General features: G+C 42.0%; 18 protein-coding genes. 14 read left to right on the top strand and 4 right to left on the bottom strand.

The genetic code is table 11. The annotated features are described in order from the left end of the window. A partial coding sequence (locus tag KQI87_RS10635) for a hypothetical protein (RefSeq protein ID WP_216460132.1) occupies nucleotides 1-3,794 on the bottom strand: 3,794 nt, incomplete at its 3' end. Nucleotides 3,795-4,116: 322 nt separating this feature from the next. Between KQI87_RS10635 and KQI87_RS16830 the strand changes: the two genes are divergently transcribed. Together KQI87_RS16830 and KQI87_RS10630 are read left to right on the top strand one after the other, a co-directional pair. Further along, the gene (locus tag KQI87_RS16830) at nucleotides 4,117-4,251 is read left to right on the top strand and encodes a hypothetical protein (RefSeq protein WP_256444822.1); all 135 of its coding nucleotides are present in this window, start codon (nucleotides 4,117-4,119) and stop codon (nucleotides 4,249-4,251) included. Continuing rightward, entirely contained in the window at nucleotides 4,241-5,428 is a 1,188-nt protein-coding gene (locus tag KQI87_RS10630) for a transglutaminase domain-containing protein (protein ID WP_253292474.1), read from the top strand. Before KQI87_RS16830 ends, KQI87_RS10630 begins: the two co-directional genes overlap by 11 nt. Nucleotides 5,429-5,555: 127 nt before the next feature. Here KQI87_RS10630 and KQI87_RS10625 read toward each other — a convergent pair whose 3' ends face one another. Continuing rightward, nucleotides 5,556-6,836 (bottom strand): ATP-binding protein, encoded by a 1,281-nt coding sequence (locus tag KQI87_RS10625; RefSeq protein WP_216460130.1) that lies wholly within the window; start codon nucleotides 6,834-6,836, stop codon nucleotides 5,556-5,558. A 310-nt stretch (nucleotides 6,837-7,146) separates the two neighbouring features. Here KQI87_RS10625 and KQI87_RS10620 point away from each other — a divergent pair, with 310 nt between their 5' ends. The 3 genes from KQI87_RS10620 to KQI87_RS10610 all read left to right on the top strand — a co-directional run bounded on the left by KQI87_RS10620 (nucleotide 7,147) and on the right by KQI87_RS10610 (nucleotide 9,987). Then, nucleotides 7,147-8,652 (top strand): recombinase family protein, encoded by a 1,506-nt coding sequence (locus tag KQI87_RS10620; RefSeq protein ID WP_216460129.1) that lies wholly within the window; start codon nucleotides 7,147-7,149, stop codon nucleotides 8,650-8,652. 229 nt (nucleotides 8,653-8,881) lie between these two features. Then, nucleotides 8,882-9,463 (top strand): nucleoside recognition protein, encoded by a 582-nt coding sequence (locus KQI87_RS10615; RefSeq protein WP_216460128.1) that lies wholly within the window; start codon nucleotides 8,882-8,884, stop codon nucleotides 9,461-9,463. Next, entirely contained in the window at nucleotides 9,460-9,987 is a 528-nt protein-coding gene (locus KQI87_RS10610) for a spore maturation protein (protein ID WP_216460127.1), read from the top strand. Before KQI87_RS10615 ends, KQI87_RS10610 begins: the two co-directional genes overlap by 4 nt. A 277-nt stretch (nucleotides 9,988-10,264) precedes the next feature. Here KQI87_RS10610 and KQI87_RS10605 read toward each other — a convergent pair whose 3' ends face one another. After that, nucleotides 10,265-11,011, bottom strand: a complete 747-nt coding sequence (locus KQI87_RS10605; protein WP_216460126.1) for a lysophospholipid acyltransferase family protein — start codon at nucleotides 11,009-11,011, stop codon at nucleotides 10,265-10,267. 282 nt (nucleotides 11,012-11,293) lie between these two features. Here KQI87_RS10605 and KQI87_RS10600 point away from each other — a divergent pair, with 282 nt between their 5' ends. The 9 genes from KQI87_RS10600 (at nucleotide 11,294) to KQI87_RS10560 (ending at nucleotide 20,439) form a co-directional block, all read left to right on the top strand. Beyond that, nucleotides 11,294-11,722 (top strand): protease complex subunit PrcB family protein, encoded by a 429-nt coding sequence (locus KQI87_RS10600; RefSeq protein WP_253292473.1) that lies wholly within the window; start codon nucleotides 11,294-11,296, stop codon nucleotides 11,720-11,722. A gap of 182 nt (nucleotides 11,723-11,904) precedes the next feature. Next, entirely contained in the window at nucleotides 11,905-13,464 is a 1,560-nt protein-coding gene (locus KQI87_RS10595; protein WP_253292472.1) for a DUF3794 and LysM peptidoglycan-binding domain-containing protein, read from the top strand. A 123-nt stretch (nucleotides 13,465-13,587) separates the two neighbouring features. After that, complete coding sequence (gene ispE / locus KQI87_RS10590) at nucleotides 13,588-14,466, top strand: 4-(cytidine 5'-diphospho)-2-C-methyl-D-erythritol kinase (protein WP_216460125.1); 879 nt, start codon at nucleotides 13,588-13,590, stop codon at nucleotides 14,464-14,466. Further along, nucleotides 14,456-15,175: a GntR family transcriptional regulator gene (locus KQI87_RS10585; RefSeq protein ID WP_216460124.1), complete on the top strand. Its 720-nt coding sequence runs from the start codon at nucleotides 14,456-14,458 to the stop codon at nucleotides 15,173-15,175. The genes ispE and KQI87_RS10585 overlap by 11 nt, the downstream gene beginning before the upstream one ends. Before the next feature lie 207 nt (nucleotides 15,176-15,382). After that, complete coding sequence (locus tag KQI87_RS10580; RefSeq protein ID WP_216460123.1) at nucleotides 15,383-16,930, top strand: spore germination protein; 1,548 nt, start codon at nucleotides 15,383-15,385, stop codon at nucleotides 16,928-16,930. Beyond that, nucleotides 16,927-18,603 (top strand): GerAB/ArcD/ProY family transporter, encoded by a 1,677-nt coding sequence (locus tag KQI87_RS10575; protein WP_216460122.1) that lies wholly within the window; start codon nucleotides 16,927-16,929, stop codon nucleotides 18,601-18,603. The genes KQI87_RS10580 and KQI87_RS10575 overlap by 4 nt, the downstream gene beginning before the upstream one ends. 73 nt (nucleotides 18,604-18,676) lie before the next feature. Continuing rightward, a complete protein-coding gene (locus tag KQI87_RS10570; RefSeq protein ID WP_216460121.1) occupies nucleotides 18,677-19,012 on the top strand; it encodes a hypothetical protein in 336 nt (111 codons plus the stop codon). A 40-nt stretch (nucleotides 19,013-19,052) separates the two neighbouring features. Next, nucleotides 19,053-19,874 carry a glutamate racemase gene (gene murI, locus KQI87_RS10565; protein ID WP_216460120.1) on the top strand — a complete coding sequence of 274 codons (822 nt, stop codon included), beginning with the start codon at nucleotides 19,053-19,055 and terminating at the stop codon, nucleotides 19,872-19,874. A 118-nt stretch (nucleotides 19,875-19,992) separates the two neighbouring features. Then, nucleotides 19,993-20,439, top strand: coding sequence for a DUF1934 domain-containing protein (locus KQI87_RS10560; protein ID WP_216460119.1), 447 nt, complete (start codon nucleotides 19,993-19,995; stop codon nucleotides 20,437-20,439). Nucleotides 20,440-20,606: 167 nt separating this feature from the next. Here KQI87_RS10560 and KQI87_RS10555 read toward each other — a convergent pair whose 3' ends face one another. Next, the gene (locus KQI87_RS10555; RefSeq protein WP_216460118.1) at nucleotides 20,607-21,062 is read right to left on the bottom strand and encodes a hypothetical protein; all 456 of its coding nucleotides are present in this window, start codon (nucleotides 21,060-21,062) and stop codon (nucleotides 20,607-20,609) included. Nucleotides 21,063-21,296 lie beyond the last annotated feature (234 nt).

The following is a 21,296-nucleotide window of genomic DNA, read 5'->3' as shown; positions in this document are numbered from 1 at the left end:
CTTACTTTAACGTTTGTGATAACCGGAGCATCTGGTGTGATTGCTGTTACAGAGAATGGATAAATGTTAGACCATCCGCTGAATACTTTCTTACCGTTTGCATCACGTGTCCAAGCATGGCAGTATGCATAATATGTTCCCTGCTGTACATACTTGAAGTCACCTGTTGTCTTAATCTGGTTCTTTGTTACATCAACACGCTCTGTTGAATAGTCATTTGCTTTGGAGATAACATAGTCATATCCGCTTGCTCCATCGCTTTCACCAGAAAGAATTACAGTAGCTTTATTACCAACGACATTAACACCACTGATTACAGGAGCCTGTACCTGAACGTTATTTACTTTAACAGTCTGGGAACCAGTGTAGTTCTTGCTGCCTTCTTTAGCTGCAACTGTTACAGTACCTGCTTTTTCGTCTTTTGTTACTGTATAATCAGATGGATCAACAGTCATGTTGCCATTCTTAACTGTTACAGTATCACCGGAAGAAGTAATATCTGCTGCTGCGAAATCAAATTTATCAATTCCCCATGCAAAGGTGTTACTTCCGTCAACATCATCAAATTCATATCCACCCATTGGGATAACATCTACGTAGAAAATTTTACCATTTGTTGCATTGATTACAGATGCAGGATATACAAAATCAGTCTCTTTCTCAGTATCCTGTGGACGAATATTTAATTTATAGTCTTTGCCTTCAACCAAAGTTTTACCAGCAACTGTTACAGTTACCTTTGGTGTAACAGGAAGTCCTGTTGCATAAACACCGTTAGATACAGTGATATTTTTTGCAGTGAAGACAGATGCCTTAATTTCAAATCCAATTGCATCAACAACGTTATTTAATCCTTTGAATTTACCAGCAGTAATAGCTACGCCATTATTCAAAGTTTTAGTTACATTTGATTCATAGTTGCCTTTTGCAACAACCACAACATATCCATATCCAGCATCTACATTATTAATGTACTTAATCTCATAATCAGTACCTTCTTTAGCAGCTACAGGATTTGGAAGGAAAGCTTCATCAGCAAACTTGCATTCGGATCCGTTGTAGTAGAAATGATAAGTATCCCAGCTAATAATACCATTAACAGGTTTTAATTCCTTCTTATTAGAGCCATAAACTTTTAAGGTACCAGTTAAATCAATACCTTTGATATCAAATTTCTGTGTTTTTGTTCCAGTGAAGTTTTTGTTTCCGGTCTTTGGAGAAATAGTGATAGTTCCCATTTCTTTACCAGCCTGATTATTTTCACCATAAGTAGCATATTTGACATCGAACTGATCTGTTACATTGACATCTCCTAACCAAACTTCGGAGATAGTAGGTTTAATCTGTTTACCTTTTCTATAATCAAATGTATTTGTTTTTCCAGTAGATGGTGTTGCAGTAGAGGAAGCTGTCAAAGTGACTTTAACATCCTCTGCATTTGCGGCAGTAATATCAAATGTTGCTGTCGCTTCGCTATTTACTTCATAATCACTACCATCTAATGCTTTAACGGTAATAGTAGCTTTTCCTACGTTAACATTGTCTTTTACAATTACAGAATAATCAACACCTTTTTCAAGAACAGAAGAACCATCTTTAACTACAATTTCTGGAACAATCTGTTTTCCAGTATATGTGTAAGATGATTTCTCTACACTGATTGTCACATTGCTGATTTTCTTTCTTGTGATCTGAGCAGATTTAACAATTACTTTCTTATTGTAGTTTCCGTCTTTTACAGTAATAACAGCTGTTACGTAGTTATCAGGTACATTATCGCCATCTGCTTTTTCTGCATCTTCTTTAGTAGATACTACATTCTTTGTGTAGTAATATTTTACAGTGTAATCTTTGTCAAGTTCAAGAGTAGTTTTGCCGTTTCCCTTGTACAGTTCCTGCTTGATAGCTAACTCAAGAGCATCTTTGTAAAGGGATGCATCTGCATTGTTTGCTGAATTAACAGTAACAGTTTTCTTCATGGAGACACTCTCATCTTTAACATCTACAGGGATAATTTTAAAATAGAAGTTCTTAACGCTTCCAGAATAGCTGAGAAGACCTGTTACAGTAACTTTAACAACGCCTGCATTTACATTATCACTATAAGAAATCTTATATTCGCCAGTCTTCAGACCTTCAACTGCAAAAGAGCTGATTCCGTTTTCTTTCTTCTGTAAATCATATGCTTTTGCAATATATGGAACAGAGAACATGTTCTTATCTGTAGAAGATGTACTTAATTCTACATTATTTACTTTTACTTTTACATCAGCAAGGTTACTGATAGTCAGACGTACTGGAACCGTAATCTTTCCTGTTACGTTTTTAGTATCTGCCTGATAAGCAATTGTAACTGCACCATCAATAGTTCCTGTTGTACCTGCTTTAATTGCATTTACAAGAGCCTGTTCTGCAGTAACTGTAACATCATTTAAGATATTAGATAAGGAGAATGTTCTTCCGTCCTGTCCTTTGAATGTTACTTCTCCAGCCTGTGCCTCTATCTTAGCAACTAATGCTTTTGCATCAAGATCTTTTACGTCATCAATGTTAAGTTCGATATCTGATTCAACAGAGCATTTCCCGAGGTCACGTGCTACGATTTCATATTTATTGTCTGTAGTTGCAGTAACAGTAGGAGCCGGAAGTGTAAAGTTCTTCAGAACATCGCTGTCCTTGTCTAATACATCGGAAGATACTTTTAAGTTGTATTTTCCTACAGCTGTATCGCCAGTGAATTTTGCATCTTTTTTGATAGCATCTGAAATGTCAATTTTAGTGCTGTCATTTACTTTTACCTGCAGAGTAACATCAGATTTTCCAAATTCCTGTGCAGAACCAGTGAATTCAACAGATGTTGTTTTCATGGAAGAAACAAGATTCTTGTCTGTGATTCCTAATTTTGTAATCTGATATGTAGCAGATTTAGTTGTAGCTTTGTATCCATATGCTTCGGATGTAGCATCATAAGTACCCTCTAATGTACCAGTTACAGTAATATCTTTTCCTGTTACATTCGTAAAGTCATTAGATGCTTCTTTATAGTTCCATGTAATATGTTTTTCTGTAATTGTTCCAAAAGCTGTTTTTACAGAATATTTATTAGTTGGAACTACTTTCTGTTCTTTTCCGTTATAGGTTTTGTTTTCAACACCTGTAAGAGCTGCTGAGAAATCATCACTGATATCTTTTGCACCAACAACTCCGCCAGCTACTGTTTCCTGATAAACAACTGTGTTTCCACGTTTTACAGTAACCATAAGAGATAAATCTTTATTAAAATCATCTCTATTTGGTGTGTATGTAATTGTATCTACATCTGTACTTACTGGAAGAATAGCACTTGGACTTGTACCATTTGCTTCTAAGCCATTAGAAAGCCAAGTATAGCTTACCTGAATTCTTTTATTTGCATCTTTATTATCATTAGTTCTTACAGGTGCTCCATCTTTGTCTTTAAGAGTACCGCTTACAGTTACTGCATTGCCCCATCCAGCGGCGTTCATGTTAACTTTCAGTGTAGAAACAAATGCATCTGTATTTACTTCTGCAGCAGTAGCTGGAGCAACTGTTTCTTCTGTAGTAACGTCTGGTGTTGCTTCATCTGTGAATTCATCTGCAGTTGTATCTTCAACAACTGGAGCTTCTGCTTCAGATGTTACAGCTGCATCTGTACCATCGCTGAACTCAGCAGCCCATACCGGCACATTAGAAGTAGCAAGCATTGCAACAACAAGTGACATACTTAATGTCTTTTTTGCCATGCCCTTCTTTGTGTTTTTAATCTTTGTCATGATTATAGTTCCCCTTTGGGTGGTGTACAGGTTGGAGGGGATAGAAAGGGTATTGAAATAGCGGGGATTTTATATTGCTGAATGTAATTGCTGCTGAATTTTAAATGCTAAAATTATGTAAAATAATTGTTTTCTTGCAGTTATAAAAATTACTCAGATTAGATAAGTTATCTGTTCAAGCGATTGCGGGATTGTGAACAGCAATAAAAATATTGTATGTACTCAAAAGTTATTGAAATCTCCCGATGAAACATTTATATTTGTGGTATGGAGGTGAAAGTATTATGAAAACGAAAAAGAATTCAGAAACATGTAAATTGTTATGGCAATCAGTTTTGCGGAAGTTGCCCGGTTTGCTGGTGATGGGTTGTGCCTTGTTGTGTATGGTGCTGGGGACGGGAGTGAGAGCAGAGGCGGCGCAGACGATCAGGGAAGATACCGAATTTATGAACATTAAACAATGGCGTGCCGGAAAGGCGAGCAGTATTGAGTTTGATGCGCTGGTGAATACTCTGGGCTCTGAGTATGTAGAGATTTATCGTTCGGAGCCGTCGGTGGAGAATGGCGGTAAACTGAAGAAGCTGGACCGTTTTCTTGTTTCAGGGGATATGTGGCAAGTTATTGATGACAATCACTATACTAAATATGGTGATAACAATAAGGTAATCTGCTATTCTGACCGTCCAAGGGCACGTGGAGATAATCTTACATTTGTGGATACCACAACAAAGGCAGGACATGAATATTCTTACCAGCTCAGATATTCTGATTATGTGGTAGATCCGGAACCGGAGAATTTTGATGATGATGTTAAGATTATTTCCAATACGGTTACTGCGAAAGCGAATCTGCAGACTCCTGAACTTTATAAATGTTATACTACAGATAACAAAACTGTAAAATTGTCATGGAGTTATACAAATCAGGCGGATGGGTACCGGATTTATCGTTATGATAATGGAAAGTGGTCTTATCTGAAAGCTGTTAAGAAAGCTATGACTCTTTCTACCACAGATAAGACGACGAAGGCAGGAAAAACATATCAGTACAGAGTTCTTGCTTATGTGAAAGTAAATGGAAAAAATCTGTATAGTGAAAAAAGTGATGCCAGAAAGATAACTGTGAAAGCTCCTACTGTAAAGGGGAATTACAGCTATGGCAGTGTGTATGGACCTTATCTGAATACTACTCAGCTGGCGCAGGTAAGAAGTGTTGTACAGAGTTTCAAGCTTAATTATATCAGAAGTGGTATGTCTGATTATGACAAGGTATTGACTGCGTTTAACTATCTTCGAAGCAACTGCAGTTATGCGTACAGAGGATGGCAGTACAATTATGCAAATACTGCCTGGGGTGCGCTGGTGTATGGAGAGGCGCAGTGTTCCGGATATGCCAGAGCTATGAAAGCACTTTGTGATGCGATTGGTGTGGATTGTCGTTACGTCCATGCAAATGCAAAAGCGAGTAATCCGAGTCATCAGTGGAACCAGGTGAGAGTTGGTGGTAAGTGGTATATTCTGGATGCGCAGTCCGGAGGTTTTCTACTTGGAACAAATACCTGGAGAAAACAGGCAGGCATGTCCTGGGATACAAAAGGGCTGCCGACTTGCAGCAAGACGGACTATAAGAAGTAAAATAACTGTGAAAGAATGAAATAAAAAGCAAATAACAGAATAAGAATGAAAAAATAAATGGAACCTTCCCGAATCAAAGTTTGGATGATATAGGAGGGTTCCGTTTTTTGTGGTGAGGGATTTTGGGCTAGATACAAAATGCCGCATACACAGGCACAATGTGATAATATTCTTTTTGCCTGAAGTCTTCTGTTGAGAGAAGATACATCTGCTCAATTTCTGGAAGATCAGGTGCTGCATGGAGACGCATAAGATTTCTGCACTTCTGGTGCGGAGTAGTGCGGTAGTCTACGGCGATAAGGTGGTTGTTTTTGGATAGCAGAAATGGGACTTCTGCCTGGTTGCCACTGGACCAGTAGGAGAGGGTATAGCCGTTTTGGGTGAACTGCTGTGCCAGGAATGTTTCTGTGCAGGCCGTGTTGGCAATGCTTTCTTCACCGGAGAGAAGCTGATAGGCAGGAAGTTTAAGGATACGTGTGCATAATCCAACATCTACTGGATACAAGTGTGAGGAAGCCTGAGCATGTGAGCTGGGTGAAATCTGCGGATATGTCACATCATTACATGGCAAAGCAAGTCCTGTCTGAATCATCCATTGTAATGGTTTCTGGTAGTGTTTTGCTGTTGCGCCTTTTGCTATGCGGGTGTACTGGAATTTGCGGCTGGTTCTGCCGAGTTGTGTGGGAATAGACAGCCAGCTGTTTCGGCAGTGACTGGCGGTTCCTTTTGGTGCCTGCATTGTGATGTCGTTGAGAAAAAGATTGAGAAGTTTTTGCTGGGTGTCTGGTACCATCAGAAGCTTCTTTTCTTTTTTGTATTCCAGGATGGCAGCAGGCATTCCGCCGATGATCTGGTAGAGGCGGAATTGTGCCAGGGCTTTTTGATGGAGCTTTTTTCCAAGTGTTTCGAAGTTTGCGAAGTGGGCACGGATTTCGCGGGAAAGGGCGAATTCTGCGTTTGCCCACAGAAATTCTTCAAAGTCCAGGGGATGCAGGGGGAGAATGTCAAAGTCGCAGTCAGGATAATCGGAGGAGTTTACCACACCTCTTGCAGCAGAAATGATGTGATATTGTGGAAAATCTGTAGCAATGGAAGTAAGGAGTGTGGAAATCCCTGAAATGCACTGTATGTTGTCAAGAATCAGCAAAGAGGAAACTGGGCGCAGAGGTTTGTCTGCGTAAGTCTCCAGAAAGAGAAGTGCTTCCTGGGCATCACGGGGAGTGGAAAGATAGTCGGAAACAGACTGGTCGGTTTCCAGATTGATATAGAGGGTATGTTCGTATTGTTTATTGCCGAAGTCCATAAGCAGCCATGTTTTGCCTGTCTGGCGAAGTCCCTCAAGGATCAGAGGTTTACGATTAGTGCTTTTTTTCCAGCGAATCAGGGAATCTGTGCATTTTCTTCTCATAGTAATCTCCATTCTGCAGCTTTTCAGTTAGCGGCACAAATAGTAATAAAAGTTGTAAAGACTCTCTTTGTTTTAGACAGTATAGTAATCAATGTAAGTTCCTTCAGATAAACTAAGTGCATAAATTGAGTGTACCTATTGGGAATAAGCAGAGTAGCAGATGATTTTATTTGTTTGACTTAAATTATAAATAGAAATATCAGAAAAATCTATACATAAAGGTAGAAAAATGTCGATTTACACATTTTTAAATATTTGTTATCGTAATTGTGTAGTTAAATTACAAGTTATTTTACAAAGGAGGACCTCTATGAAGAGAATTAATGCGATTTATGCAAGGCAGTCAGTGGACAGAGCAGACAGTATTTCTATTGAAAGCCAGATTGAATTCTGCAAATATGAACTGAAGGGTGATGTATTCAGGGAATATAAGGATAAGGGATATAGTGGAAAGAATACAGTCAGACCTCAGCTTCAGCAGCTTTTGACGGATATTCGCAGAGGGGAAGTGGAGAAGGTGATCGTGTATAAACTGGACCGGATCAGTCGCTCTATTCTTGATTTCTCCAATATGATGGAATTGTTTCAGCAGTATCAGGTGGAGTTTGTATCTTCTACGGAGAAGTTTGATACTTCTACACCTATGGGACGTGCGATGCTGAATATCTGCATTGTGTTTGCACAGCTTGAACGTGAAACTATTCAGAAGCGTGTGAGCGATGCGTATTATTCCAGAAGTCAGAAGGGATTTCGTATGGGTGGAAAACCTCCTTATGGATATCGGCTGGAGGAAATTATCATGGAGGGAATTCATACAAAGAAGCTGGTGGAGGAACCGCAGGAGGCGGAGATTGTGCGGGAAATCTTTGCAATGTATGAGCAGCCGTATACTTCCTACGGGGATATCACCAGATACTATGCGGAAAAAGGGGTTCAGTTTTATGGAAAGGAACTGATCCGGCCGATGTTGGCACAACTTCTGAGAAATCCTGTATATGTCCGGGCAGATATGGATGTATACAGGTTTTTTAAAAGTCATGGGACGAATATTGCCAGCAGACCGGAGCAATTTGACGGGGTTCATGGATGTTATCTGTATCAGGGAAGGGATGCAGCGACAGATAAATTGCAGAATCTTAAGGGGCATATGCTTGTGGTAGCACCGCATGAGGGGCTGGTGTCTTCGGAACAGTGGCTTAATTGTAGGATTAAACTCTTCAGTAATAAAACGATTCAGGCAAATCGAAAAGCTGTGAATACCTGGCTTGCTGGAAAAGTGAAATGCGGACATTGTGGCTATGCACTGATGAGTGTAAAAATACAGTCCGGTAAACAGTACTTAAGATGTACGAAGCGTTTAAACAATAAAGCCTGCCCGGGATGTGGGAAGATTTATACAGAGGAAGTAGAAAATTATGTGTACAGAGAGATGGTGCGTAAGCTGCGTGATGCGCAGACTCCTGTGGGGTATACAAAGTTGAAAGAAAACCCGAAAATTCAGCAGATTTACAGGAAACTTGAGGAGATTGAGGATGAGATTTCTCTGCTTGTGGATTCACTGACCGGCGCGGGAGCGACGCTGACAAATTATATTAATCAGAGGGTAGAAGAACTTGATAATACACGGCAGAAGAAGTTGGAGGAGATAAATATTCTGGCAGAAAATCATACGACACCGGAGCAGATTGAAAAAGTAGTGTCCAATATAAGCCTCTGGGAAGAGATTGGGTTTGATGAGAAACGATTCACGGTTGATAAAATGATTACATTATTAAAAGTGCTTCCTGGGTCAATACAGATACAGTGGAAGTTCTAATGTCGAAGATGTAAAAATAGAAATACAGTACTATTCAATAGATAGTTTTGCAAGGCATAAGGATATAAATATGCCTGCATTTTGAGAGATAAACGGTTGAGCGGATATGGCTGATTCGATAATAAACTCTCTCAATTTTGGGACAGGAAACAGTTCTGCAAAGGAATAGACGGACATAAGCTGTAGAGATACGGTACGCGTTGCATGTACAGGAATCGAGGGCAGAAACATGACGTATTTGTGGAGCGGCATGATTATGATCGGAATTATTTATGGAGCATTGACAGGAAATTTTAAGGCGGTAACGGAAGCCACGGTGTCCTCGGGAAAGGATGCGGTGACTTTGTGTATTTCTATGGCAGGAATTGTGGCCATGTGGTCGGGGGTGATGAAGATTGCGGAGAACGCCGGAATGGTAGAGAAGCTTTCAGGGAAAATGCGTCCGGTTATGAGATATCTTTTTCCGGATCTGGACCCGGAGTCAAAAGCCTGTAAATATATTTCTCTGAATTTTCTGTCCAATATTCTGGGGCTTGGATGGGCGGCAACTCCTGCAGGACTGAAAGCTATGGAGAGCCTTGCAGAACTGGAACACAGACCAGGGACTGCAAGCAGAGCAATGTGCACATTTCTGATCATCAATATTTCTTCTTTGCAATTGATTCCTGTAAATATGATTGCATATCGCGCTCAATATGGCAGTGCAGATCCGGCGGCAGTAGTTGGACCGGGAATTGTGGCTACTGCGGTGAGTACTGCTGTGGCGGTAATTTTCTGCAGGATCATGAACCGGAAGGGGAGAGCAATATGAAGATTCTTTCATTTCTGTCGGACATGATCATACCAATATTTCTGTTCTATATTATTGGATGGGGACTGTTGGCGCGGAGAGATGTTTATAATGATTTTCTGGATGGCTCAAAAGAGGGGCTGAAAACAGCCGCGGGTATATGTCCGGCCTTGATAGGACTGATGACTGGGGTAGGAATTTTGAGAGGATCAGGATTCCTGAATTTTGCTGGAGAGCAGTTGGGAAAATTAACTTCTGGGATTGGGATTCCGTCGGAAATTCTGCCGCTGACAGTTGTGCGTATGTTTTCTTCCAGTGCGGCGACAGGGCTATTGCTGGATATTTTTAAACAATATGGGACAGATTCACGAGCTGGATTTATGGGAGCGGTAATCTTGAGTTCAACGGAGAGTTTATTCTACTGTATGAGTGTGTATTTTGCTGCGGCAAAAGTAGAAAAGACACGGTACACGCTGCCAGGAGCGCTCCTGGCTACGCTTGCCGGAACAATTACGGCGATTTTATTAACTGGGATTTGTATTTAATCGAATCAAATAAGTTCCCTGTTTCAATTGCAAAAAGCAATAAGCAGTGGGGGACTTATTTGTATGAGGAGTACAAGTTCCTTTTGATAAACTGCAGAGCAGATATTCGATGTAGAGCTGCGTAGTGAAGCGGATGATTTTATCCACTTGCTCCAAATAAACTAAGAGGAAGTTGGTTAACTATGAAAATTAATAGGAAGTAGGAATGAAACAAAATCCGCCGAACCGATCAGATGGATTTTTTATGATATGATCGGTTCAGCGGATTTTTTGATTTCTATGCTTCTGTAAGAGGTTTGTTTTTCTCCAGCATTTCGCGGATTACGTTCTGGGTATATTCTCCGATATGTTTTTTATCTTCTTTACTCAGTTCATCTGGATAGATTGGTTTGCCGTATTCTACTACGACTTTGGCAGGTTTCATTTTCGGGAAATGGGCTTCGAAGATGTCTGCAGAATTGTTGATAGCGATCGGGATGATCGGGCATTTAGCCTTGGTTGCGATCTTGAAGCTTCCCTCATGGAATGGAAGCATGTCCAGTTCGTTTTCGTTTCTGTTTCTGGTTCCCTCAGGGAAGATGCAGATGGAGATGCCGGACTTTACCTTATCTATTGCTGTGAGGATGGTTTTCAGACCTTGTTTGATGTCTTTTCTGTCAAGGAAGAGACAGTGAAGGTAGCGCATCCAGGTGGACAACAGCGGAATTTTCTCCATTTCTTTTTTTGCAACATAGCCGGTACGAATCGGACAGCGGGAGTAAGTAAGAAGAATGTCAAAGTAACTTCTGTGGTTGCCGATATAGAGTACTGGCGTATCTTTTGGCACATTTTCTTCACCGATCACAGTGACTTTGGCACCGGTGATCCAGAGGATAAAGCGAAATACTGCCTGGATGATGCGGAGGGAGCTGATATCCTTTTTCATAGGAGAGAATTTACCGATGATCCATTCTACCAGAAGGATGGGAATGGAGAGAATCAGGTATCCGATCACCACGATACAGACGAGAATAAATCGTATCATTATTCATTTCCTTTCCGGGCATGTATGAAAATGCCCATGTCATATTAAAATTTTTTAGATTACTGAGAACGGAGTAAACAGTAATGTCAGTAGCTGTTCTTTTTATTATACGGAATTGTGGAATAACCTGCAAGAAAGAATATGTGGAATTTTGGCAACGCTGCTGAGAAAGGAGTGGACAGTAACATTGGGGAATGATATAGAGAATCCAGTAAACAGTAATGTAATAATAAAAATCCCGCCAGCATAAAATAGCTAGTAAAGAATGAGCAGGGGTGCATTATGGTCAAAAAGGCCGGAGGATTGTTCCGGGTGTTTCTGATGGTGTTGGTTGCGACATTGGCAGTTTCACTGGCAGGATGTCAGTTCATTAAGATTGAAGAAGGAGAACGAACACCTCTGGAATATACGATTGTGAAGCAGGAAGAAATCCCGGTAGAGGCGGCGGAATTGATGGAACAGAAGAAGGAGAATGCTTTTCAGATGACATACCAGGTGGGTGGAGTGCGGTATCTGATGAAGGGATATGGACAGCAGCTTACAGGAGGTTACAGCATTCAGGTTGAGGAGGTTTCAGAATCTGAGAATGCGGTGTTCTGTAAAACCAGATTGATAGGACCGTCAGAGGATCAGGCAGGAAGCGAACCTTCTTATCCTTGTATTGTTTTGAAAATAACAGACACAAGTAAGCCTGTGCAGTTCATGGGATAGATGGGTATATGGGAAGCTGTGGTGACCGACGACAATACAGAAATTTAACCGAAACTGCGAAGCGGTTATTCGGCTATGAGCAGGAGGAGAAGCGGATGATTTTATCTGCCTGGCATGCGAGAGTGATTAAGAAATTAACTTGTTGGTACACTGGCAAATATATAACAGGAAAGGATAGAGGCATGTTGGAATTAAAAAAAGAAAGCATTCAGATGCTGCGGATCAAAAACAAGGCGGCAAGTCAGGTGACTTTTGATGAGGATTATAATGTGCCGGATGTGAAACCGGATATTGGACGAATGGTTCAGAGTAAGGCAGATGTGTCCATGGATGAAGTACGCCTGAGCGAAGGAAGAGCTTTGCTTAAGGGAACATTGAATGTAGATCTGCTTTATGTGGGAGAAAAAGAAGGCAGGATTTACAGTCTTTCTGCGAAACTTCCTCTGGATGAGATCATTAATCTGGAAGGAATCGAGGGGGGAGATAAGCTGTGTCTGAACTGGGAGATTGAGGATCTTAGTGTTCATGTAATTCATTCCAGAAAATTGAATATTAAGGCAATCGTAACGTTCTATGCAGTGGTAGATGAACAGGCAAAGATTGAGCTTCCGGTTTCTTTGGATGATCCGACAGTTTCTGTGAAGAAAAAGGATATCCGGCTTATGAGTCTGTGTGTACATAAAAAAGATACTCTGCGTATTAAGGATGACATTACTCTTGCATCAAATAGACCAAATGTGGAGAACCTTTTATGGTACACTATTGAACCTCGCAATCTGGACCTGCGCCCTGAGGAAAACAAGCTTCGGGTAAAAGGAGAGCTGGCAGTTTTTATCTTATATACAGGTGCGGAAGAGGATGCACTGCCGCAGTGGCTGGAATATACGATGCCTTTTAACAGTGAAGTGGAGTGTAATGGATGTTCAGAGGAATTGATCCCGCATATTGAAGTGGCGTTGATCCATCAGGGAGTGGAAGTGAAACCTGATCCGGACGGGGAAGAGCGGATTCTTCAGGTAGATGCGGTGTTGGAACTGAATATGAAGATGTACAGGGAAGAGGATCATGAACTGATTCTTGATGCCTATAGTCCTCTTAAGGAATGTGTACTGCATGGCAGAAAGGAAGTTCTGGAGAGTCTTTTGGTGCGGAATTTCTCCAAGTGTCGCCTGACAGACCGGATTGAAGTGAAAGAGAACCAGGGAAAAGTTCTGCAGCTTTGCCATAGTAGCGGAAAGGTGAAAGTGGATAAAACCAGGGTTACGGAGAAAGGGATCGTGGCAGAGGGAATTGTGGCGCTTAAGATCTTATATATTATTGGAAATGATGAGATGCCATTTTACTCGATGGATGCCATGCTGCCGTTTACTCATTTGATTGAAGCAAAAGATATTGGTCAGGATTGTACGTATTTCCTGCAGGCAGAGTTAGAACAGCTTTCTACTGCAATGGCGGATGGGGCTGAGATTGAGGTAAAAGCGGCTGTGGGTTTAAATGTTCTGGTATTCCGTCAGTGGGAGGAGCAGGTCATTGAGTCTGTAGAAGAGCAGCCGCTGGATCGAAAGAAAATTGAAAACATGCCGGGAATTACCGTTTATATTGTAAAAACAGGAGATTCGCTGTGGGATATTGCAAGGAAATTTTACACGACAGTAGATGAAATCTGCAGTGTAAATAGTTTGACGGAAAAAGAAGTAAAACCAGGGCAACCGCTGATTCTGGTAAAGCAGGTGCCAGTATAATATATTGAAAAAAATTTCCACATAAAAAGATAGCTCACATATTGAAAACAGGTAAAAAATGTTTTAAAATATGTACAAAGTGAATTATTGTATACAAAGTACAAGGGATAAGCGGAGGAATTTATGCGGTTACGTGCATTAGCAAAGATAAATTTGGGGCTGGATATTTTAAGGAAGAGAGAGGATGGTTATCACGAAGTTCGGATGATCATGCAGACGATTCAGATGTATGATGTTCTGGAGATTAGAAGGGTGAAGAAACCGGGGATTTCCTTATCTGTGAATTATCCGTATATTCCAAATGATGAACGAAATCTGGTATATAAAGCGGCGAAGCTTCTGATGGATGAATTTCAGGTAAAGAGTGGTGTAGATATCCGTCTGGAGAAATTTATTCCGGTTGCAGCAGGTATGGCGGGCGGCAGTTCAGATGCAGCAGCAGCGCTGGTTGGGATCAATCGTCTGTTTAAACTGGGACTTAGTGAGAAGGATTTGATGGATCGGGCGGTGAATATTGGTGCGGATGTTCCGTATTGTGTGATGAGAGGAACTGCACTGGCAGAGGGAATCGGTGAGAAGCTGACCAGAATTACACCGGTGCCTGATTGTTTTGTACTGATCGGAAAACCGGGAATTAATGTGTCTACTAAGGCAGCTTATGAGAGTCTGCAGCTGGATAAGATCACTACTCATCCAGATATTGACGGAATGATCAAAGATATTGAATGTGGAAATCTTCTGGCAATGACCGAGAAGATGGGAAATGTTTTTGAACCAGGAATTATCGGGAAGTATCCTGTGATCGGAGAGATTAAAGAGCTGATGGAAGCGCATGGTGCGCTGAAAGCAATGATGAGCGGAAGCGGTCCGACTGTGTTTGGAATCTTTGATGACAGGAAGAAGATGGAGGCAGCGGCAGCAGCTCTCAGAGAGAGCAGACTGGCGAAGACGGTTTTTGCAACAGAAGTAACGAAAGCAGGAGGACGTACAAATGACAAGTGAGTTTTCAGTAAATATGAATGAATATCTTCCATTAAGAGATGTAGTTTTTAATACACTGCGTCAGGCGATCTTGAAGGGAGAACTGAAACCAGGTGAGAGACTGATGGAGATTGCGCTGGCAGAGAGACTTGGTGTGAGCAGAACTCCGATCAGAGAGGCAATGCGTAAGCTGGAGCAGGAGGGGCTGGTTGTAATGATACCGCGCCGAGGAGCTCAGGTTGCGAATATCACAGAAAAGGATTTAAATGATGTTCTTGAGGTTCGTATTGCACTTGAGAATGTTGCCATTGAGAAAGCCTGCGCACGTATGACTGAGGAAGAGATGAGTAAATTATGGCTTGCTGCAAAGGAGTTTGAACATACCATGGCAGAGGGGAATCTTGTAAAGCTTGCTGAGGCAGATGTAGCTTTCCATGAGGTTATTTACCAGGCTTCCGATAACAAGAGACTGATCCAGGTGCTGAACAATATGAGAGAGCAGATCTATCGTTATCGTGTGGAATATCTCAAAGAAGGTGAGACAAGGGATCTTCTTGTAAAGGAGCATGAAGAGCTGACCAAGGCGATCAAAGAGCGTAATGTGGAGAAAGCAAAGCAGCTTTCTTTCCAGCATATCGAGAATCAGAGAATGGCTATCATGCGTTCTATTGAAGCTGAGAATGCAGAACGTGAGCGTGCAGAGAGGGAGAAATCCAGAGGCCATAGATAAGTACCCGGGAAAGCAGACGGAATCTGTGGGGGCCGAACAGTTACGAATAATATTTGAATATCTGGAAATTATAAAGAGAGGCGAGGAGCCTCTCTTTTTTTGACTAAAGCAATACACTGTAGGCGAAGGATTCTTTTGGATAAATCAAGTAAGTCCCCTGTTTTAGTTACGAGGTTGTAAACGAATGGTGGGAATTTGCGAAGAATAATGATCAGAGGATGGGAGCATGAAAGGAGTGGAAATGTGAAAGAACAGAGAGAATTAAAAGAGCAGACAAGGATTTCTGCAAATTTACGTGAAAATGAGAAGTACCTGCGCACCAGACTGGAGAACTGCAGTGATATTCTGATCCGTCCTATGAGGCTTGGTGAAAATCATAAGGTGGACTGTCTCATGGTTTATATAGAAGTTGCAGTTTCAAATATGATTCTGGATGATTCTGCAATTGGCAAAATGATCAATCATTTCTGGGAAATTTCTCCGGATCAGATTCAGGATTTTGTCCAAAATAACAGTCTTGGAATTGCAGATGTGAAGAAACTGGCAGATCTTGATGAAGCGGTGGAGGCTATGCTTACTGGGGATGCAGTTTTCTTTATCGATGGTTATGACAAGGCAATGAAGATCTCCGGCAAGGGGTATCCGTCAATGGGCGTGATGGAGGCAGAGTCGGAAAAAGTTCTCCGGGGTTCTAGAGAGGGATTCTCGGACAGTGTGAAGAGCAACAGTGCACTGGTGAGAAAGAGACTTCGGGATACCAGACTGAAAGTGGAAGAATATAAAATCGGTGTCCGCTCACATACTCTGACACAGGTGTTATATATGGATGATCTGGTATATGAAGAACTTCTGGAGAAAGTGAAAGAACGGCTGGAGGAATTTGAAATTGATGGAATCCTGAACAGCGGAATGCTGGAACAATTGACGGAAGATGTGTGGTATTCTCCTTTTCCACAGTATCAGACGACGGAACGTCCGGACCGGGCAGTACAGGAGATTCTGAATGGTAAAGTTGTAATCTTGTGTGATAATTCACCGGAAGCACTGATCCTGCCGGGAAATTTCAATAGTTTTATGGAGAGCAGTGAAGACTGGTATCACAGATTTGAGATGGCATCTTTCTTACGGATGCTACGATATCTGGCGATAATCATGGCGACTGTTCTGCCTGGACTTTATCTGGCAGTGATACGTTTTCATACACAGATTCTGCCGGGGACGTTGATCCTGTCTTTTGCAGAGGCAAGAGAAGGAGTACCTTTTTCCAGTGTGGTGGAACTGATCTTTCTTGAACTGGCTTTTGAATTGATCCGGGAGGCAGGTGTAAGAGTGCCGGGGTCACTTGGAAATGCCATTGGAATTGTAGGCGGTCTGGTGATCGGACAGGCAGCAGTGGAAGCGAATCTGGTAAGCCCCATCGTGGTAATGATCGTAGCACTGACTGCTTTGGGTTCTATGACCGTTCCGAATGAGGAATTTGCGGCAGCGTTTCGACTGGTGAAATATGTATTTCTAATTCTTGGAGGTTATCTGGGAATTTATGGAATAGTGCTGGGTGTGTATCTGGTTGTGGGACATCTGGCAGGACTGGTAAGCTTCGGAGTTCCGTATCTGGTGCCTTTTATAAAGAAGGAACGGAAGTCCGGAAGAGAAGAAGGGATTTGGAGAGTTCCTCTGCGCATGAGGAAATTGCGGCCACTCTATGCCAGAGAAGAGCAGAAAATTCGATTAACGAGAAAGGGGTCCGGCTCATGAAATTTGCGGAAAATAACAGGATTTCACACAGGCAGCTTTACAGACAGATGATCCTGGCATTTCTGGCACCATTTATGCTGTGCATTTTTGGCAGAGGAGGCATCAATGGGATCAGTGCTGTGGCAGGAATCCTTTTGGCGTTAGTTCTTCTGGGATTTTATGTAATTCTGCTGATCCGTCTGACACCCTCATTTGAAGACTTGGTAAAATCTGCAGGTGGTTTTGTAGGACGGATCATTGGTCTCTTTTTTCTGATTTATATATTGCTGGCAGGAGGATATCTGCTGGCTCTTTTGCGGCGTCTGATACCTGCAAGCCTGATTACAGGGATATCCGGCAGATGGATTGCATTCTGGGCAATTTTGGTATGTTCTGTGGGAAGTAGCAGGGGAATGCAGAGAAGAGGGAGGATGGCAGAAGTGTCCGGAGGTTTGCTGCTTGGAGGAATTTTCATTATGATGGGGCTTTGTGTGCCGCAGGCAAGAGCAGAATATTTCACGGAAGTGATACAATGGGGGGAACTTACGGCGGAGAATGTCTGGCGTTCTTTTTACGGAGTGCTGTGTGCATTCTCAGCAATTGGGTTACTGCCTTTTCTGCTGGGAGATGTGGAGAAATACGGGAGTGCCGGCAAGACTGCGGTCGGTGGGATTTTGACACTTGGCGGTCTTCTTGTGGGGATGGAGTTGTTGATTCCGGCGGTGCTTGGATATGACAGAGTGAAATCTGAAAGTTATCCGGTTCTGCCGTTGCTGGATGGCGCGGATCTTCCAGGAAATGTGCTGGCGAGATTTGATGTGATATGGATGGGATTTCTTCTGTACAGTCTGCTCTTTGCAATCGGAAGTTTGCTGCATTACGGAGAGCAGATTATTCGAAAATCCCATCTTGGAACCGGGCGTCTGTGGGTTCCTGCAATGGTTTTTCTGATTTCGCTTCTGGAAGAAAATGGGAAAGGAGCTCTGGATTATTTTGGATGGTGTCTGGGATATATTTTTGTGCCTGGAATATTAATCTGTCAAATTTATATGCTTCTCCTGGGAAAAAGAGGTCGCAGAAAAAAGATACCTGCGGCAGTGACGGGAATCCTGGTGTTTTGCCTGTTTCTTGGGGGATGTGGTGTTGCTGTAGAACCGGAAAAACGGGCCTATCCTATGGCACTTGGTGTAGATGCTTCATCGGAAGGACTTCTTCTTGTTTATGGAATGCCGGATATGTCTGAGAGTACAGGGCAGGAAAAGGAAGAAGAGGATGGTGGTGCAAGAGTGTTGCAGATCAGTGGAGGGGATTTCGTTCAGATTGAACAGGCATATGACCGGTCACAGGAGAAACTGTTGGATATGGGACATCTGCAGGTACTGGTTCTTGGAAGAACCTTAGTGGAAGATGGACGTTGGAGGCTAGTGCTTGACTATCTGAAACAGGAGAATCTGGTGGGCGAGGATCTTTATGTGTTTGAGGCAGAGAACGCGGCAGAAATTTTGAAGTGGAATGGAGAGGAGAATTCTTCGGCAGGGGAGTATATTACTGGAATGATGGAAAACAGGATGTCCGGGGAAAAGAGAGCTGCGGTGACACTCAGAGAACTTTTTTATGAGAAATACAAAGAGGACAGACTTCTGAAGTTGCCGTTTGTCAGGGTTGATAATGGAAGCATGGAAATTGATGTATAAATTTCCAAAATGCAGGCGATACTTTGAATAAGAAATAGAAATAAACATGCTCTGGTTTAGGAGGAATGTAAAAATGAGTGCTGAGAAGAAGTTTCTAAGAAAGAAGAAACTGTTCGAAAAAATAACAGGAATATTTAAAGTAAAGCTGGCAATTAAAAGATATCCCAAACAATATATCAAAAAAGTAACAGCAGCTTTAACAGCAGGGATTCTGGGAGTGGTCCTGGCGGGAACAATGCCGGAGCAGATAGAAAAAATCGCAGAAAATCGACAGGAACAGACAGCAATCACTGCCTGGTGGGGAACGTTGTATCCGAAATTCTGTTTCTCTCAGTTTCCAGAAGATCATAAAGACAGGAAAGAAGATGTAAAGATTTCCTTCTGGCTTGCACAGGCTCTCGATTGGTGATAGAATAGTGAAACAATCAAAAAGAGATGGAGAGAAATCAATGAAAATAGATAGAGAGGCACCGATTGGAGTTTTTGATTCCGGTGTGGGAGGGCTGACGGTTGCGCGTGAGATCATGCGTAATCTTCCTTCAGAGAAAATCGTATATTTTGGTGATACGGCGAGAGTGCCTTATGGAAGTAAATCAAAGGAGACGATCATTCGGTACTCACGTCAGATCATCCGTTTTCTGCAGGAGCAGCAGGTGAAAGCAATTGTGATCGCCTGTAATACGGCCAGTGCTTTTGCCCTGGATGCAGTAAGGGATGAATTTGACATTCCGATCATTGGCGTGATCGAGCCGGGAGCGAAAGTTGCGGCAGCACAGACCAGAAACAAACGTGTGGGAGTTATTGGTACTGTGGGAACAGTAGGAACCGGGATTCATGCGGAATATCTTAAGCAGCTGGATCCGGAGATCACTGTGTTTGGAAAAGCCTGCCCCCTTTTTGTACCGCTGGTGGAGGAAGGATGGCTCCATGATCCTGTGACGGATGAAGTGGCGGCCAGATATCTGAAAGAGCTGCAGGATAAGGATGTGGATACACTGATTCTTGGATGTACTCATTATCCGCTGCTTCGTTCTACGATCAGAAAGATTATGAGTGATAATGTGTGTCTGGTGAATCCGGCATATGAGACAGCATTGGAGCTTGGCAGACTGCTGGAGGAGAAAGGTCTTTCCAGTACAGGTATGGAGCAGAAGGAATTTCCGTATAGATTCTTTGTCAGTGACTTGGCAGATGAATTTAAGGCATTTGCAAATTCGATTCTGCCGTATGATGTAGAGATGACGCAGAAGATTGATATTGAGAAGTATTAATGTGATGCGACTCGGAAGATGATCAGCGGAAAGATATTACATAGAAATAGAAGATATAGGGTTGCTGGGCATAAAGTGAACAGTAACGATTCAGTAAGAATATTGGGAGTAAGAGAGAATGGATAAAGAAGTACTGATCCACGTAAGTGGACTTCAGACAATAGATGCAGAAGGCGAGCAGGAGCCAATTGAGATTGTTGTGCCGGGAGAGTATTATTTCCGAAATGGAAGTCATTATCTTCGTTATGAGGAGATTATGGAGGACTTCGCAGAGCCGACGATCAATTACATAAAAATTTCCCCGAAAGGAATGGAAGTGCGCAAGAAAGGCGTAGTCAATGTGCATATGGTTTTTGAGCAGGGTAAGAAGAATATGACTTACTATACCACTCCGTATGGAACGATTGAGATGGGAATTGCTGCAACGAACCTGAATCTGGAAGAGGGTGACAGCAGTCTTAATATGAAAGTAGACTATGCACTGGATATGAATCAGGAGCATGTGGCAGACTGTTATCTTGCAATCAAGGCACAGCCGAAGGACTGTAAGGATTTTACAATTTAACCGAAGAAACTGCAGAGCAGTTGTTTGGTCATATTTTATCTGCTTGACTCAAATCAGGCAGTGAAGAGGATAATTCAATCTGTATAATTTAAATCATAAAAGCCCGCATATCTATGATACAAAAATGATCATAAATCTGCGGGCTTATATTTTACGGTTAACTGCAATTATTTGGCAGCTTTATCTTTCTTAAATCTTGCGAAGAATCCTTTCTTCTTAGGAGCCGGTGCTTCCAGTGAACCACGGATTCCCTTTACTCCTACGATGTAAAGACCGCTTACTTCAGCTTTGATCTCTTTCTTAACAGGGATCAGGTCGAAGACTTTCTCGTCTGCGATCATGATTGCGATCCTTGGCCCAACTTTTGCTTTAACGATCGGAAGTTTGGAACGGCGCATAAGCTTAGGTGTCTGATCAATTACCATCTGAGGAAGTCCGGAATCTTTCAACGGCATCCTTTTTTTATCGATAACCAGCATGGAAACGGTTTGTTTTGTTGCTTCAATCTGAGCCTGCTGTTCTTCCTGTTTCTTCTGGGCTTTTTTGCCGAAGAAATATAAACCGATCAGTGCAGCGATCAGGATAACAAGAATGACCAGAAGGACTATTGTTACTGTACTCATTTGCATCCTCCTAATGTATGTGTTTTCACAGGGACTGTTACGGATAGACAATCCTTTGCATAACGTTTATTTTATCATTAAATAAGACAAAAGGCAATTATTAAAAAACAATTAATGGGAGGAAACCGGTAGAAATTTAGTTTATTACAGGTTATAATCATGGTAAAAACATTTTTACAGGATGGAATGACTTAGTGTGGTTATAATATTGATAGTACATCGAAAATTAAGTAT

This window comes from Blautia sp. MSJ-9 (genome assembly GCF_018919065.1).
Taxonomy (GTDB): domain Bacteria; phylum Bacillota; class Clostridia; order Lachnospirales; family Lachnospiraceae; genus Blautia_A.
This window is presented reverse-complemented; position numbering and strand designations above follow the sequence as displayed.